Origin of the sequence: Nostoc sp. CALU 1950 (assembly GCF_051172895.1) — a bacterium.
In the GTDB taxonomy this organism is placed as follows: Bacteria; Cyanobacteriota; Cyanobacteriia; order Cyanobacteriales; family Nostocaceae; genus Nostoc; species Nostoc edaphicum_A.
In genome coordinates this window covers 12,213-28,918 of record NZ_JBDNJQ010000060.1, presented here as the reverse complement: position 1 = coordinate 28,918, position 16,706 = coordinate 12,213, and the positions used below count along the sequence as shown (strand labels likewise).

Annotated in this window: 14 protein-coding genes; 7 read left to right on the top strand and 7 right to left on the bottom strand. The window is 41.4% G+C overall.

Annotated elements, in window-relative coordinates; all coding sequences use genetic code 11:
• Position 1: 1 nt before the first annotated feature.
• The 3 genes from ABF638_RS17605 to ABF638_RS17595 form a co-directional block, all read right to left on the bottom strand.
• Positions 2-1,042, bottom strand: a complete 1,041-nt coding sequence (locus tag ABF638_RS17605) for an SGNH/GDSL hydrolase family protein (protein ID WP_435024203.1) — start codon at positions 1,040-1,042, stop codon at positions 2-4.
• A gap of 205 nt (positions 1,043-1,247) precedes the next feature.
• Positions 1,248-2,642 (bottom strand): S-layer homology domain-containing protein, encoded by a 1,395-nt coding sequence (locus ABF638_RS17600; RefSeq protein ID WP_435024201.1) that lies wholly within the window; start codon positions 2,640-2,642, stop codon positions 1,248-1,250.
• Between the two features lie 771 nt (positions 2,643-3,413).
• The gene (locus tag ABF638_RS17595) at positions 3,414-3,641 is read right to left on the bottom strand and encodes a hypothetical protein (protein ID WP_435024200.1); all 228 of its coding nucleotides are present in this window, start codon (positions 3,639-3,641) and stop codon (positions 3,414-3,416) included.
• Positions 3,642-4,201: 560 nt separating this feature from the next.
• On the opposite strand from ABF638_RS17595, the gene ABF638_RS17590 reads away from it, so the two are divergent.
• On the top strand, positions 4,202-5,407 hold the full coding sequence (locus tag ABF638_RS17590; RefSeq protein ID WP_435024199.1) for a histidine kinase: 1,206 nt from the start codon (positions 4,202-4,204) through the stop codon (positions 5,405-5,407).
• A 45-nt stretch (positions 5,408-5,452) separates the two neighbouring features.
• Here ABF638_RS17590 and ABF638_RS17585 read toward each other — a convergent pair whose 3' ends face one another.
• A complete protein-coding gene (locus ABF638_RS17585; protein ID WP_435024197.1) occupies positions 5,453-6,481 on the bottom strand; it encodes a diguanylate cyclase domain-containing protein in 1,029 nt (342 codons plus the stop codon).
• A gap of 24 nt (positions 6,482-6,505) precedes the next feature.
• On the opposite strand from ABF638_RS17585, the gene ABF638_RS17580 reads away from it, so the two are divergent.
• The gene (locus tag ABF638_RS17580; protein WP_435024196.1) at positions 6,506-6,658 is read left to right on the top strand and encodes a hypothetical protein; all 153 of its coding nucleotides are present in this window, start codon (positions 6,506-6,508) and stop codon (positions 6,656-6,658) included.
• A 661-nt stretch (positions 6,659-7,319) separates the two neighbouring features.
• A complete protein-coding gene (locus tag ABF638_RS17575; protein WP_435024194.1) occupies positions 7,320-7,580 on the top strand; it encodes a chlororespiratory reduction protein 7 in 261 nt (86 codons plus the stop codon).
• Between the two features lie 251 nt (positions 7,581-7,831).
• Here the strand turns inward: ABF638_RS17575 and ABF638_RS17570 are convergent, their stop codons facing one another.
• Positions 7,832-8,401, bottom strand: a complete 570-nt coding sequence (locus ABF638_RS17570) for a DUF2854 domain-containing protein (protein ID WP_435024192.1) — start codon at positions 8,399-8,401, stop codon at positions 7,832-7,834.
• A 168-nt stretch (positions 8,402-8,569) separates the two neighbouring features.
• Here ABF638_RS17570 and ABF638_RS17565 point away from each other — a divergent pair, with 168 nt between their 5' ends.
• A complete protein-coding gene (locus ABF638_RS17565) occupies positions 8,570-8,743 on the top strand; it encodes a hypothetical protein (RefSeq protein ID WP_176727152.1) in 174 nt (57 codons plus the stop codon).
• Positions 8,744-8,872: 129 nt separating this feature from the next.
• Here the strand turns inward: ABF638_RS17565 and ABF638_RS17560 are convergent, their stop codons facing one another.
• Positions 8,873-9,289, bottom strand: a complete 417-nt coding sequence (locus ABF638_RS17560) for a response regulator (protein ID WP_435024190.1) — start codon at positions 9,287-9,289, stop codon at positions 8,873-8,875.
• A gap of 191 nt (positions 9,290-9,480) precedes the next feature.
• Complete coding sequence (ppk1, locus tag ABF638_RS17555; RefSeq protein ID WP_435024188.1) at positions 9,481-11,661, bottom strand: polyphosphate kinase 1; 2,181 nt, start codon at positions 11,659-11,661, stop codon at positions 9,481-9,483.
• Positions 11,662-12,521: 860 nt separating this feature from the next.
• Between ppk1 and ABF638_RS17550 the strand changes: the two genes are divergently transcribed.
• The 3 genes from ABF638_RS17550 (at position 12,522) to ABF638_RS17540 (ending at position 16,703) form a co-directional block, all read left to right on the top strand.
• Complete coding sequence (locus tag ABF638_RS17550; protein WP_435024187.1) at positions 12,522-12,929, top strand: hypothetical protein; 408 nt, start codon at positions 12,522-12,524, stop codon at positions 12,927-12,929.
• Positions 12,930-13,611: 682 nt separating this feature from the next.
• Entirely contained in the window at positions 13,612-16,260 is a 2,649-nt protein-coding gene (locus tag ABF638_RS17545) for a GAF domain-containing protein (RefSeq protein ID WP_435024186.1), read from the top strand.
• Entirely contained in the window at positions 16,254-16,703 is a 450-nt protein-coding gene (locus tag ABF638_RS17540; RefSeq protein ID WP_420832736.1) for a response regulator, read from the top strand. Before ABF638_RS17545 ends, ABF638_RS17540 begins: the two co-directional genes overlap by 7 nt.
• Positions 16,704-16,706: the final 3 nt, after the last annotated feature.

The window sequence follows — 16,706 nt, the reverse complement described above, 5'->3', positions numbered from 1 at the left end:
TTTAGTTTTCAACTGTTGTATGAGACAATTGTGCATCAACAACCCGCACTACTGATACAACTGCTGCTCTTTTTTGTTGACGCTTCAGCATTCCTATAGCACCAAAAGCACCAAGGGCTAAAATTCCCAAGTTTATTGCAGGTTCCGGGACAGACTTAGCATTAATCGCCGCCAGTGCGGTGTCTGCTATCACCTTATGAGCAGCGGTGGTTGGGTGGAAATCGTCCCAGAGGAGAAACTTGTTGTTACCTGGGTCACATATATCTAGCCTAGAGAGACAAGACTCGGTTACATTCGTAAAACCGGATGCACTTGCCTGATTAAATAGAGAAAAAATATCAATAGAGATAATGTTGAGGTTGGGGTCTTGGCTCAAAGCACTCACAGTTGTTGCTAAACCCAAGTTAAACTCACTAGTAGATTTGCTAAGGTTTGCAGGATTGCGATCGTCAATTGTAGCTGCTGGTATCTGTCCCAAATCTGACAAGTTAAACACCAAAATATTTTTCGCGCCGATTCCTACTAAAGTATTCAATGCTAGGGATATATTACTGATTGGCGCGGTAGAGTCTTCGGGGTCAAGAAAAAGGAAATCATTTCCACCTCCCCACAATGTATAAAGTGCATCTGGGTTAGCAGTTTGATTATTTGCTTGCAGAGTTCCAGCAAAACCAAGGACTTGTTCAAGCACTCCCGGTAAATTTGCATTGGGAACGACAGCATTACCTGAACCAGAGCTAGCACCACCGAAAGCGAAGTTTATCCCTTGAATAGGTGGTGTGGAAGGAATAGTAGTTAATAAGGTAGGGTTTAACCCTAACTGATCTCCGAGATAATCCACCCATAGTGGCCCATCGGAAAAACGTCCTTCAAAGTAAGGTGGGCTTGGAGGAAATGTTTTAAGAGTAGCATTATATACATTACCTGGATCGGAAAGACTATCGCCAAATACATAAAGCTGATTAAAACTCCCAGCCAAGACTTTGGTTGGCAACATGAAAGATAAAAGAACAAATCCTGCTGCTACAGCTTGTTTTTTCATATTTGTTTTACCCGTGGTATTTGTTCGTTTGAGTTAATTTACGTTGTTTTACCTAACTATGCCTCAAAATTTCATCAAACACGGATAAAAACGCTGAAAATACTTAGATTTACATTCTCTTGATAAAAAATAGTTATTTCACAAAGAAATGGCAAACATTACCACCTTTTAGAAGGTAATTGCTCACTTTTATGCTAATGAGAGACTAACCGCCTTTTAATTTCAAAACCTCAGCAGCCGATACACCTTCACCCTGAGTACCGAAAGACCACAAAGCTGTAGCAGCCTCAGCACGAGTTACTGGTTTTTTGGGTTGAAACAGAGTCGTATAACCAAACACCCGCCGAATATTTGATTGTTCGCCATTTTGATAATCAGCCAACACCGCTCTTAAAGCCTTGGGGTCAATTCGCGCTGCATCTTGGAAACCCCAGGTTTGTTTAACTGCATCTAAGTTAGCAGAGGGTAAAGCTTGGCGAGTATCTAGAGGTAATTTCCACAACAGCAACTGTTCCCGCGTTAGGGGTGCATCAGGACGAAACAAAACTACTGTAGAATCTCCAGACAACGGACTGGGAATTAACCCAGCTTCAGCTAATCCCTGAATTGCTGGAAAATCAGGGTCTTTTGCCGAAACATCACTAAAAGCTGGTTGAGTAGTTTCTGATGCCAAGCGAATTTGTTTAGCTGGATTGCTGATATGCATAGCATTGTTAGCAGCAATTAGCCAACGAGCATATTCCCGATGTGTAATGATTTTACTGGGTTCAAACTGGTTAGTTGTGGTAGTAGAGTTACTCTTAGTTGTCTTTGGCTCTAAAGACAAAACACCTAATGCAGCCAAGTCTTGGATATATTGCCGCCATTCTTGCGGTGCTTTGTTCAGATCGTTAAATTCCTGAGATTCAGGTGTCGCTGTAGGAGTTATTTGATTATTAGCCGTGCTTGGTGGCTGTGCTGCCAAGTTTGCGGGTGGTGTCGGGCCAATAAACTGTGGATCTACTGGTTGAGGAACGGCGTTAGTAGTTTCGTTAGGATTTGCAGTTGGGGTAGATTGTGCCGTTGCAGTACTATTAGGTGTGTATTCAATCAGTAATTCGGTTGCTGTTTGGGGTTGATTAGGTGTGGCGTTAGTAACTGATTTAGGCTGAATGGAAACCTTCAACAGCAAATCGTTACGACGTGCCTCAAAAGCACCTCCCGCATCATCTGTTGGCTGTTGTAAAATCTGCCAGTTATTTGTTTGAAACTGGCTGCGATAAAAGCTAGCAATAAAGTTACTGGGGTCAGAACTCAACCAACGAGTTGAGACTCTATTTTCTGAACCGTTAGCAGGTGTAACTTCCTCTAGCTTGGCATTGGAGTATAGGGGGATATCTTTGGGAAAATCAACTGGTAACTGAACTGTTGATTCGTTTGGCTGTGCTTGCGGTTGGTTAGTCTGAGATTCTCCAAAGACAGCTGGATTGCTTTGCAGCTTCGGATCTGCCGCCAAAGATTGCTCAAGGTTTTTGGCGACTGGACTGTTAGCACAGGCTGTTAAGGAAGTGAGTAGAACAGCCCAAATTAGAAATACAGCTGGACGTTTGCAGGGAAGCACAGGAAATCACAAATTGAGTTTCAATTCCTACCCTAGCGCAGACTGTTCATTAAATGGGCATTGGGCATTGGGCATGGTTTTCTCTTTTTCCGCTTATATCCCTTGTATCCCTTGTATCCCTGCTTTTTCTGCTCTCTGACTATTTGTATCACCAAAACGACACTACCGACTCACGGCATCTTCTTCGTAAATGTCTCTGTTGGTGATGATGATATCTCCAAAAATGAGTAAACGGTAGCAAAAGCTACCGTATTGTCTTCGTTTTACAGCCATTAGGTTTTGATAATTCCCATGCTTATTTATAGAATTCCCTAAAATTCTGGCAAACTAACATTTTTGAAAAAAAAACATAAATAAATCTGGAATGCCTGCTAGATAAGAGTTTTGTTATTTGAGTGATCTAATCTAGGACTCCACCACAAGGATTATCACAAATTTTCAGATAGTTTTGGAAATATTACATTATTAGAGCGGATAACTGATTGATAACTAGCTAAACCGTTCTTTAGCTAGTAAAAGCTTTAATCTTCTTCCAGATACACTATAATGAGATGCCTACGGCGGGCAAAGCCTACGCCAAGCAACTGAAGTGATAGACTAGGATTAAATTCCCTCTTAGCCTCACCCAAGGAGGGGAATAGATAGATAAAGTTCGCTAACGCTGGCTTACAATCGATTTTGGCAATTATTCATCTGACGATGGTAAGCTGAGTAAGGCAATAGCTGGAAAATGCCAGTTTTAAGCAATTCCAGGAATTTAGCGTAAGTTCGTTATTCTTGGCGGCTGAGGTTATAGGTAAAACAGTCAAGTGTCGCAGCAGTTTCCCTAGTATCTCTAAATTGATTTTCTAGAGAAAGTGCTACTTGTGCTGTGGTCAAGAGTTTCTTGGCAGCCTCGAAAGCAGTGAGTGCTTCCTCTAAAAGTGCGTAGTTTACCGCCGTAGGCATCGCCTCTATGTTATCCAAAGCTTTCTCTCTGGCAACCCATCCCCTGTTCATCTGGGATAGGGCAGCGGTTCTTTTAGGAAAGCTGGGCACAAGATGCGCTTCGCAAGTTATAGAGGCAGTGCATAGTTAGCTATGGCTGTTTTCACAATCATTAGTAGGATTGAGTAGAGGCAAAGAAGACACTTCATCCCATGCACTGGCGGTTGAGAAAACCCTCTACAAACTTGGTCTGAACAGTTAACAGCTTCCTGATAAATTAGATACAATTAGCATCTGCGTTTGTTTGGAGATCGCTTGTTCAAAGCGAGTACTCAAATTGACAAGCTGCTGCACTAACCGATTTGACATAGTAATAACGTTTTCAGCTGATAACTCTGGCGAAAATTTTTAATTCAGGGCAAATTAAGACTTATATCCAAGGGGCTTGGGTGTTTCTTGGAGATGAAGTTAGCTAAAAGGGGGCAAAAGGCTGAAAAAGATATATCTAATGTCAAAAACGCAGATCGGATAGGAATATGAAAATCTAAAATAGATATTAAGAAGAAAAACAACGACCATCGACAACCGTCAGTCCATTTTACTTTCTGTAAAGCGTCACCGGGTTGTTACCAGTGCTGAAACACGATTACATGCAAGTTTCCCAGGATCAGCCTATTTATTCTGAGGCTCCCCTCCAGCTGTTACTGTTTGTCGATGGACGCCCCAAGTCCCGCCAACAAGTGCAGCGAATACGTGCTTACTTAAAAGAGTTGCAGGCTGAGTATAGTTTTGAACTTCAAACTATCGATGTTGGACAACAACCTTACTTAGCAGAACACTTTAAATTGGTAGCAACACCAGCTTTAATCAAAATTCATCCCGAACCACGACAGGTTTTAGCTGGGAGTAATATCATAGCGCAATTGAAAAATTGGTGGCCTCGGTGGCAAGCTGCTGTAGACGCCTACTTAAAATTACAGGAAGACTTACAAGAACGGATAGACGACAATGTTAGGGTGACATCACCCAAATCCACTATCCGTTCGGTTGCTGTTTCTGCTGAACTAATCCGACTCTCAGACGAAATTTTTCGCTTGAAACAGGAAAAAGATAACCTCCAAGAGCAGCTACAGTTTAAAGATCGGGTGATTGCGATGCTGGCGCACGATCTCCGCAATCCCCTAACTGCCGCCGCGATCGCTATAGAAACTCTCCAATCTAATTACAATTTAGAGACAGGCCAATTCCAGCGCCTCAAACCGTCCCTGACAGCGCATCTATTAAAACAAGCCCGTAATCAAACTAAAGTCATTGATCGGATGATTGCCGACCTTTTACAGGTGGGTCGGGGAAAAGATACGGAGTTTCCAATTTTACCACAAAAAGTACAGCTAGGTAAACTATGTTTAGATGTACTGGAAGAATTGTGCGATCGCTACACCGCCAAATCCCAAGAAGTAGAAACGGATATTCCCAATGACTTGCCCTATGTATATGCTGACCCAGAACGCATCCGGCAAGTGCTAGTTAATCTGTTGGATAATGCCATCAAATACACCCCAGAAGGTGGCAAAATTAGCGTCGCCGGATTGCACCGCACTACGCAAAAAGTTCAGTTTAGTATTGGCGATACTGGGCCTGGTATTCCTGTAGAAAATCGCGATCGCATCTTTGAAAATCACTTCCGACTGCAACGGGATGAAGACACAGAAGGTTACGGCATTGGTCTTTGTCTATGCCAACGCATCGTCCTAGCACATTATGGTCAAATTTGGGTAGACTCTGCCCCCAATAATGGAGCATGGTTTCACTTCACACTGCCAGTTTATCCTTCTTAGGTATTGGGTATTGACAAATGACCAATGACTAATGACAAATGACAATTAAGAACTTGAGATAAAGCGATCGCGCCCCCCAGCCTTTGCTTGATAAAGTGCCTTATCTGCCATCACGATCAAATCTGAAGGTGAGGATTCCCAATTAGGAACAACAGTCGCCACGCCCATACTAAGAGTGACATACTCACTCACAGCAGACTCGTCATGAACAATTTGTAAATCTTTAACTCCGGCTTGTATCACAGAGGCAACATGAACTGCACCAGATGCAGGGGTGTATGGCATAATCACAGCAAATTCTTCGCCACCATAACGCGCTACTAAATCCTGATGTTTTTGTACCTTAAGACTTAAGACAGCACCCACTTTTTGTAAACAGACATCCCCAGCCGGATGACCATATCTATCGTTATAAAATTTAAAAAAATCGATATCACACAAAATCATTGACAAAGGAGATCCCTCTTGTGCGAGGTTAATCCACTGAGTATTAAGATAATCGTCAAAGCGGCGACGATTAGCCAACTCAGTTAAGCCATCTACATTGGCAAGGTGATGCAAAGCTTGGTTTGCCGCCTCTAATTGTTTGTATACTTGCGCTTGTTGTAGCAGTCGGCGCAACCGCTGGCGCAATACAGGCCAGTGAATTGGCTTAGTTACATAATCAGTCGCCCCAGCGTCAAAAGCACGGTTTACAGATTCCTCATCATCCAAGCATGTGATCATCAAGATGGGAGTGCGCTCCCATATCTTGGATATAACTGTATTTTTAAGGGTCGAGTTAGTATCAAAATTCGCAAGGGCTGATATTAAATTATTCCTGGCAATTTGGAGCAAGTGCTTACAGCAGGTAAAGCCATCCATCACAGGCATTACAGCATCTAGCAAAACTATATCTGGTTTGATAGCCTCGTAAGCATCTAAACATTGCTTACCATCATTGACTTCGACCACTCGATAACCTTCTTGTTCCATAGCTTTACGCAACAACACTCGGATGGTCTTGTCATCATCAGCCACTAGAATCAGTGGCGGTTGCTTTGTAGAAAGAGGAAATGGGCTTATGCCTGACATGAGTTGCCTTCCACTTGCGGGACTATGCTGAAAAAGGCTGTGCAACTCGATCGCATGGGGGCGATCGCTATTTTCCTCAATGCGGGGATTTGCGACAAAGGTGTGTCTGGCCTCAAAATCAACTGTTTTTTGACAATGGACTGCTCAATGTTCTTGAGCCAAGCAAGCGGTAGATAACTAAGTTGCATAGACAATCTATAATTGGAGCACGAAGGCAATTGTTACCTTTTTGTTCAGCTATGGTTATGAGAGGAAATTGTTACTTTTATATTTCCCCATTGTTAAAGTCAAATTACAATTTTTTTGAGAATTGCAAATACATACCTGAATTATGTAGTTCTGTAGTTAGTTTAGAAACTTAGTAAGGCAGAGCAATGCAATTGCCAAAATCCGCTTAGAAGATAGCTAATAGTAAATTATTAATATCACCTGACTTAAATTTATTTAGTCTATTCGGCAAGGCTTGCTGAGATTTAGTATAATTACATAAGGATCAGATAAAGCTTAGTGCAAAGCTTTATTATCTAGTGAATCTAGGTTAGCAAATTAAGTAAAAATTCTTATTTAATTCGATTCAGTATATTTAGTAATACTTGGCATAAATCCACCTAAAATCTGAATTAACTAGATATGTTACTCAAGCAACTTTTTAAAGATAGGCAGATTTCTACTACAATATATCAGTCAACTAAAAAATCGGTTGTTTATTCTGAAATTACTAAATTAAAATTAATAAATACTTCAAATCAACACATAAAACCGCCATTTTTTGACTATACAAACAACCGGAAAATCTTACAAAAAATCTAACCCTATTTACATTCACCAAATCTTTAAAATGCCAGACTCATTAATGTATCAGCAGGATAACTTTGTTGTTCTAGAAACAAATCAACCAGAACAATTTCTGACACTATCAGAGTTATTAGACAAGCTCAAAACAACTCTCCAAGAACTCATAACTCAAGATTTGCCGCCTGACTTGCAAAAGTTTGATACTTTGGACGCTCAAGCACAATATTTACTCGACACTAGTTGCGAATTAGATATTGGCCCTGGAAAATATTTACAGTGGTATGCAGTTCGTTTAGAAAAGTAACTTTTTGGTCAGTGGTTAAGAGAATCACAAAAAATAACTTAAAAGCCATAAAGATATGGAGTCTGGGTAACAATAATTTTTTTTCTTGAGAGGATGTTTTAAAAGTGGTTGGATGTAATTTTAATCACTTCTATATCCTCTCTGACCTCTAAAAAAAAGGGAACCAGAATAAAAGTCCCCCTTAACAAGGGAGACTTTGGGGATCTAAAACGTTTTACTCCCGATAAAAGGACTTTTAAAACATCCTCTGACTATTGACTGCTGACTAGTGACTCTTTTTGAGTATTGATCAACGCTAGCTCAATTGTATTTTCAGATGGCTGTGTTATTTGAATCTCCAATCCAGGGCCAAAATAGTTGGTCATTTTTTCCTGCTTTTTTTGCCACGCATCAAATGGTATTAGCGGTGAATCAAATTCTAAAATTAGGGCATAGTTCCCATTGACTTCTATTTCTCGCAACCCTGTGACTGTTGGTCGTTCTTGATCTGTAGGACTTAAACCTAGAAAAGAAAGTGTTGTATCTAAATGAGCATCTTGACCGTAGCAATATCGGGTGATGTCTTTGCGAATTTTATTTTGAGTATCAGTTGCTTGCTGCTGGCGTAGCATTAATGCTGAAGGTGACGTAGTTTGGCTAAAGGGTACTGGCTTAAGTTCATTAGCTTTCAGCGCTAGTCCTCCCAACAAGAGAGGAATCCCGTAAAAAAATCCGACAAGATTGAGTGTGGCATTATTATCAGCATAGGCGACGAAGCCAATGACCGTTAATATGCCGCCGATTGTTAAACCGAGTGTTCCCAAAGAGATTTGGCGTAGCATGAGCTTAAATTAGTATAAAGTCTGAATACGTCAGTTTTATTATCATCGGCTATGAGTAACAAATTAGGGAAGAACATCGTTCCCAGTTAAAAGGGCGTATAGTGTCCCAGAATATGAGATTTTGAGTTAACTTTAAACTTAAAGGTAGTTAAAGATAGGAAAAAAATAATGGATCTACAGACTATAAAAGAGCGAATCGTCGCAGTTCAAAATAAACGCGAGTACCTGTTAAGCCTTCTGGAGCAACCAAACCTGGGAACTTTGAGAATTGACGTAAATCAGGCTTTGGAAGAATTGGATGAATTAATTGATGAATTTAGACGCACCATTCCGGTAGAGTAAAAATCATTAAAAATAGCGTCGGTTTAACCCTTAACTTTAGGCTATACCGACGCTCCTCACTATTATCATGTGCTCAAACCCCCAGAATTGAACTAAGCCTGAGTTGACGAAGCAATATTGCTGTATCATTTATCCTGCAAATGAACCATCTCCTGCACGCTGACCTAACTGCCTAACTAGGGCAACAAGTTCGCTTGTAGGCACATCTTTCTTGCAAACATCATCAAAGCTAGACATTGCCTTTGTCCCCTGAAAATTTACGTCTTCTACTGAGGAGTAAGCAAGAATCTGGGTGTTCGGAGATATAGCTTTAATGTGACTAGATGCACTCCAGCCATCCATGACAGGCATTTGTAAATCTAGAACAATGACGTCAGGATGGCAACGTTTAACCATTTCTATCGCTTCTTCACCATTGCTGGCTAAACCTACTACTTGAATATTTTCCTGGCAAGAGAAAACCAATTGCAAGGTTAAACGAGTCAGTTCGTGGTCGTCAACTACTAGAACACGCAAGGTAGAAAGCTCACAGGATAACATTAACATTGAGGGGAAAGACTAAATTATTCAAAATAACCCCTCTAGTTTATGAGAACAAGTGCCAGCCCTGACTCTATCCTATGGTTGAATAACTTGTGTGAACCCATGAAAAACAACTTAGACAACTGCTCAGAAAATTAAATTTTTCTAAAAAAAAACTAAGTTGAGCTAGTTGTCAAGGTATAAGAACTTATTTTTTAATCAATCAGGTTTGAGGCTACACCAGTTGAGCGTAATGCCATGTTCATAAGAATTTTTTGGGAATTTGCTTCTGGAGAATCATCATAGGGACGACGTTGAATATAAGTGCCATCGGCTTGTAATTCCCAAGCTTGGCGATTATCTGCGAGCATAATTCCCATAATTTCTTGCAAATCTTTAGCAATATCTGGGTCTTTGACTGGGGTAATTACTTCGACTCGGCGATCTAGGTTGCGGCGCATCCAGTCGGCACTGCCAATATAGATTTCCTCCTGTGTATTGTTATGAAAATAATAAATCCGAGAGTGTTCTAAAAAGCGACCGACAATGCTGATTATGCGAATATTTTCACTAATGTCTTTGAGTCCTGGGCGCAAACAGCAAACACCCCTAATAATTAAGTCAATTTGCACTCCGGCGCGGGAAGCTTCATATAGTGTGGCGATAATTTGTGGATCGACTAGGGAATTCATTTTGGCAACAATGCGCCCAGAAAAACCGTTTTGAACATTTTCGATTTCGCGGTGAATTAGTGACAAAAAGCGATCGCGCATATTCACAGGCGCAACCAGCAACTCTCGATAAGATTTTTGCAAAGAGTAGCCTGTCAAGAAATTAAATAAATCTGTGATGTCAGCACCCAATTCTTCACGGCAACTAAACAATCCCAAATCTGTATACAGTCGTGCGGTTTTGGGGTTATAGTTACCAGTCCCAATATGCACGTAGCGACGTATCCGGTCTTTTTCGCGCCGTACTACCATGACGGTTTTACTATGGGTTTTCAGCCCCACTAAACCATAGACTACATGAACTCCAACTCTTTCTAGTCGTCTTGCCCAGTAAATATTATTCTCTTCATCAAATCGCGCCTTTAATTCCACTAGCACAGATACCTGCTTGCCATTTTCGGCAGCGGCAATTAAGGCATTGACAATGGGTGAGTCGCCAGAAGTCCGGTAAAGGGTCATCTTGATGGCTAACACATTTGAATCGTAGGCGGCATGGGTAATAAAGCGCACGACTGTTTCTGAAAAGGATTGATAAGGATGGTGTACTAGTAAATCCTTTTCCCGAATCACAGCAAAAAAGTCTTTTCCTTCGTCCGTTTCCAGGACATCTGGATCTAAACTCGGTTCTCTCAGCCTTTGCAGGCGTATTGGTACAACAGATTGACGTGGTGGATCTTTGAGTTCTGGCAATGGCAAGGACATAAAATACATCAAATCCCGCAGTCCCAAAAGTCCGTCTACTTCGTAGAGATCGCTTTCTGTTAATTCCAAATCTTGCAATAATCGCGATCGCACTATGTCAGGAGTCTGGGATTGAATTTCTAGCCGGACTGGACTCCCACCTAGTCGCCGTTTTCGTAATTCCTGTTCGATCGCTAACAATAAATCATCTGCTTCATCTTCTTCTAAAACCAAATCGGCATCACGGGTAATCCGGAACGGATGATATTCTTGAATATTCATCCCTGGAAATAGAGATTCTAAGTTATGAGCGATCGCCTGTTCTAAAGGTACTCCAGTCCAGTGGGCAGGTTTGTCACTATTCTGATCTCCCAACTCAGGCGGTATGGGTAAAAATCGTGGTAGAACGCTGGGGACTTTGACTCTGGCAAAGAATTCTTCTTCAGTTTCTGGGTTTTTGACCACAACAGCCAGATTCAGACTGAGATTAGAAATAAAAGGAAAGGGATGGCTGGGATCAACAGCCAGAGGAGTCAAAACTGGAAAAACTTGTTCCTCAAAATAATTGTCGAGATGAGTCCGCTGTTTTTGATTCAAATCTATGTAATTCAGGATATGGATACCATGATTTGCTAGTAGCGGACGAAGTACTTCTTCAAAATGTTGATGCTCTTTCTTGACATGGGGAATGAGGGTAGACCTAATATCGTCTAACTGTTGTTGTGGTGTCCGACCATCGGGAGTTAACAGGCTGACTTTCGCTTCTACTTGTTGCTTTAAACCAGCAACGCGCACCATGAAAAACTCATCTAAATTAGAGTTGAATATTCCCAAAAACTTGAGGCGTTCTAGAAGTGGGGTGCGATCGTCACAGGCTTCATGTAATACCCTGCCATTAAATTCTAGCCAGCTTAACTCTCGGTTAAGATAATATTGTGGATCGCTGAGATTGATGGGGGTAGAGCTTTTCTTAGATTTTGCCATAATGACCTAAGCGTAGGCAGATGTAGCCCATTGAACTGGGGGACAATAAACATAGTAAGTTAAATGGTGCTTGAGCAGAACGCTGAGGCAATTTTTGGCTATATTGATTCTCTACCTCGCTACTGGTACAAGACAGATATAATCTTTAAATCAAAAATCTATTTCTATTTAAATAATTTCAGTTAAAGACTAAAAAACCTTGTGTAGGCACGAAAGCCAACATTACCAAGAAATTTTGGGGGTTTGCCATCAGATCGCTTCTGGTGGGTGCTTTGTACGATCGCATAGCCCTTTATTTCAGAGAATCACTCTACCCAACCTATAACTAGATTTTATAGCCGGTTTCAATTGTGTGGAATATGGTAAGGGCTTACAGTTGTGCACCTTTACAAAATATTGTGCATCCATACGAGAATCGCAATCAGTCTGGAGCTTCAAATCGTTGCCCACAGCATATTACCCATGAAGATGCACTTAAGATTTGGCAAAGATACGACATGGGTATTGCTCAAAATGTGTCACTAATTATTAAGCTGAGTTTACAGAGAATTATGATGCTGGAAGCAGTCTAAAGCCTTACTTCTAGTACTTTTGGGATTTGATTGTCGAAAATCCAAACTTGGTAAGCATTGCCACAATTTTTATCACGGTATTAAGTAAATACAAGCCTTACAGAATCTATATTTTTATATGTATTTGACTGCTATTGCTCAGGTCTATACTAACAATTTCTTCTATTAGATTTTTTAATTTATCACCTCTGATATTTTGAATATTTTCAGTGTTATTACTGAAATATTCCTCCGAACTCAAGGTTATATTGAAAACGCAAAGATGAAAACACAAGGAGCTTGTGAATCATGAAACTATCTAAAATTATCAAAGGCAGCGTTTGCGTATTAGGTTTGGTTGGTGTTGGTAATTTATTCGCTGCACCTGCAAGCGCAAATCAAGCTGCTGCTCGTGGTGCGGTTACAATAGTTAGACCATCAGGTTCTTCTATCAGCGTCAGTGCTGAAGTGGTTGCAGCTCTAGGTACAGACTTTAGCGACGTTGCCGTTGTCATTGATGGTAGTACTGATCCAGGTACAAACTTAGAAACTGTCACAGGCCTCACAGTAACCCCAACTGCTGTAGCAGCTTCATCCACACCTCCTACCACAATTGAAGGAGCTATTGCAGCGCAAATTGATGCCATTGGTGCTGCAGACGTTGTAGATCTAGCAACCCTAATCAGAGCAGCTAATGCTGGTGGCGGTTTAGAGTAGATTGATTGTTACCTCACAGAAAATCACGATAGTGTAATAAGCAATCGGCTTTTAGTTTAGATGCTTTCACACCTTGCGTCGATTTTCAATCTTCTCTTGAGTATTATTCGAGAAAGTGTTGCAGCAGTTGAGACAAAACAACTGTGACATCAACACCCTAGGCATTTCCATCAAAGTATTTGGTAATTCCCTAATTAACTCTCTAACTTACTTCCCTTCATCCATATCTAGTGTTTATGGAGAATAAGGTAGCAATTGAGAGGTAACAAATTGGAGAGATAATACAGCTCCTTAAGTGTAGTTGAGGAGCAGTATTTTCAGAATTCTGTACTATATTACCATAATAAACCCGGTTTCTTATAGAAACCGGGTTTTTGATCTTTGGTTAAATATCACTTCACGAAATCTTTTTTACCTCGTTTCCAGTCGTCCGATTAGGAATGTCCATTGGGAGGTTATAAGTCAATACAGTTCAGATAAGACCAAAACAGTTGTAGAGACGGCAATTTATCGCGTCTCAAAACCCACAATAAAGAAAAAGGCTTTAAATTTTGGTTCTTCCCTGATAAGCAAGGGAGGCAGATAGCTAAGTTAGAGTAAAGGTTGTACACGACGTTAAGCTATTCATACAGTAGCCAAGCTGCTGAATGAATATAAAATTAAAATTTATTAAGAAAAGTTAATGAAAGCTGGACACATTGATACAGAAGCTGTGAGGTTAGAAGCTCTCCGCAAGTATCAAATTCTTGACACCGAACCCGAAGAAGCTTATGACAATCTTGCTCAGTTAGCGGCATTTATTTGTGGCACTCCCATCTCTTTGGTAAATTTCATTGATGAAAATCGTCAGTGGTTTAAGGCAAAAGTAGGTTTAAATGTATCAGAAATGCCCCGGAGTGTTGGGTTGTCTTATCTTTGCCAAGAGCAGCGTAATGTTGTTGTGGTTCCTGATACGCTAGCTGATGAAAAGTTGGCAAATAATCCAGTAGTGACTGGCTACCCATATATACGGTTTTATGCAGGTGTACCATTAATTACTCCGAAGGGAGATATGCTGGGAACTCTGTGTGTAATTGACCAAGTTCCACGGCAACTAAGCCAAAAACAAGTGGAGGCGTTTGTAGGTTTAAGTCGCTTGGTAATCGACCAATTAGAACTCAGACGTTATGTAACTGAAGTATCTCAAATTACTGAGAAACTGATGGCACATGAGCAAGCAGCCCGCGCCCAATCTGAAGCCGCTAGAACTCGGATCACCAATCTTCTAGAAAGCATCACTGATGGTTTTTTTGCCTTGGATAAAAAGTGGCGATTTACTTATATTAATGGTCAAGCAGAACGGCTGTTACAAAAAACCCAGAATGAGCTTTTGGGTAAAAACATCTGGGAGGCGTTTCCAGAAATTACCGACACAACATTCTATCGTGAGTATCACAGGGCAATCTTAGAACAGGTTAGCGTAGAATTTGAGGAGTTTGATCCGCTACTAAACTGCTGGCTTCAAGTCCACGCCTATCCGGCAAAAGACGGCTTGTCTGTTTATTTCCAAGACATTACTGAACGACGGCGAACAGCAGAAGCACTAAGGGAAAGTGAACAACGTTGGCAATTAGCATTACATGGTAATAATGATGGTATTTGGGATTGGAACCTCAAGACTAATGAAGTGTTCTTCTCAACTCGATGGAAGGAAATGCTCGGCTATAAAGACCACGAAGTTTCCCACCGTTGGGATGAATGGACAAAACGAATCCATCCCGATGAGCGAGATTGGGTACTTCAAGCTTTCCAAGACCACTTTGCCAAGAAAACACCGTTTTACGTCTGTGAATATCGAGTCCAGTGCCAAGACGGCAGCTATAAATGGATTCTAGATCGAGGACAGGCACTTTGGGACGCATTGGGTGATATTGTACGGATGGTGGGTTCTTATACAGATATCACAGATCGCAAGCAGGCAGATGAAGAATTAAAGCGACAAAATCTGCGATCGCAATTATTTGCCGAAATCACCCTGAAAATTCGAGAATCTTTACAAATAGACGAAATTCTCCAAACTACGGTAACAGAGGTACAAAAATTACTCCAAGCTGACCGAGTTTTGATTTTTCAACTCTGGCCAGATGGTTCAGGAACAGTTGTACAAGAGGCAGTGCTACCTGGTTGGCCGGTAATTCTAGGAGAAAATATTTTTGATCCATGCTTTAAAGAAGAATACCTGGAAAGATATCGCCAGGGAAGAGTAAGTGCTATTGAAGACATTGAAGCTGCTCATATTCAACCATGCCATCGAGAATTTCTTCAGCAGTTTGCTGTCAGGGCTAACCTGGTAGTGCCGATTCTTGTCAGGGATGGCATTTGGGGCTTGTTGCTGGCTCATCAGTGTGCCGCACCTCGACAGTGGAATAACTTTGAGATGGAGTTGTTACAGCAATTAGCTAACCAAATAGGGATTGCTTTATCTCAAGCGCAACTCTTAGAAAAAGAAACCCAGCAAAGTCAAGAACTTGCACGTTCCAATGCAGAATTAGAACAGTTTGCATATATCGCTTCCCATGATTTGCAAGAACCGTTGCGGATGGTAACTAGTTATTTACAACTATTAGAGCGAAGATACAAAAATCAGCTAGATGCCAATGCCGATCAGTTTATCAACTATGCAGTAGATGGGGCCCGCCGGATGCAGACCTTAATCAACGATTTGTTGAACTATTCTCGCGTCAGCACCCGTGGACAGCCCTTTATGCCAGTTGATTGTAGTGTTGTTTTAGAGCAGGCGATCGCTAATCTTCAAATTGCGATCGCAGATAGTAGAGCAATTGTCACTTATGATACTCTACCTCAAGTGATGGCTGATCCTACCCAATTGACACAAGTATTTCAAAACCTCATCGCCAACGCGATCAAATTTTGCCAAAATCAGCAGCCACAAATTCATATTGGAGTAGTGAAGGGAGCAGAGGAGGCAGGGGAGCAGGGGAGGCAGAGGGAGCAGGGGGGCAGGGGAGCAGGGGAGCAGGGGAGGCAGGGGGAGCAGGGGGAGGAAGAAGAACCAATGCCCAATGCCCAATGCCCAATGCCCACTCAAAACGAATATTTGTTCTCAGTGCGCGATAATGGAATTGGTTTGGAATCCCAGTATGCTGAACGTATTTTTATAATTTTTCAGCGCTTGCACGGTAGAGACAAGTATCCCGGTACTGGAATTGGTCTGGCAATTTGTAAGAAAATTATAGAACGCCACGGCGGCCGGATCTGGGTTGAGTCGAAACCGGGTCAAGGCTCGACTTTCTACTTCACAATTCCAGATATAGCAGGTAAGCAATGGTGAGAACCATAACAGCGATTATGCCTATTGAGGTTTTGTTGGTAGAGGATAATCCTGGCGATGCCCAACTCACACGCATCGCCCTGGAAGATAGCAAAATCTCGATTCACTTAAATGTGGTCGAAGATGGTGTAGAGGCAATGGCATTTTTGCGAAAACAGGATAAATATGCTAAGGCAGCCCATCCAGATATTATACTGCTGGATTTAAACCTCCCTAGAAAAGATGGGCGGGAGGTACTGGCAGAAATTAAAGGAGATGAAAACCTCAAACGAATTCCTGTAGTCGTCCTGACCACTTCTCAAGCTGAAGAAGATATCCTCAAAGCCTATAATCTTTCTGCCAACTGTTATATAACTAAGCCAGTAGATTTCGATCAATTCGTTAAAATTGTACAATCAATAGAAAATTTTTGGTTTGCGATCGTAAAACTGCCACCGGAGTAGTGG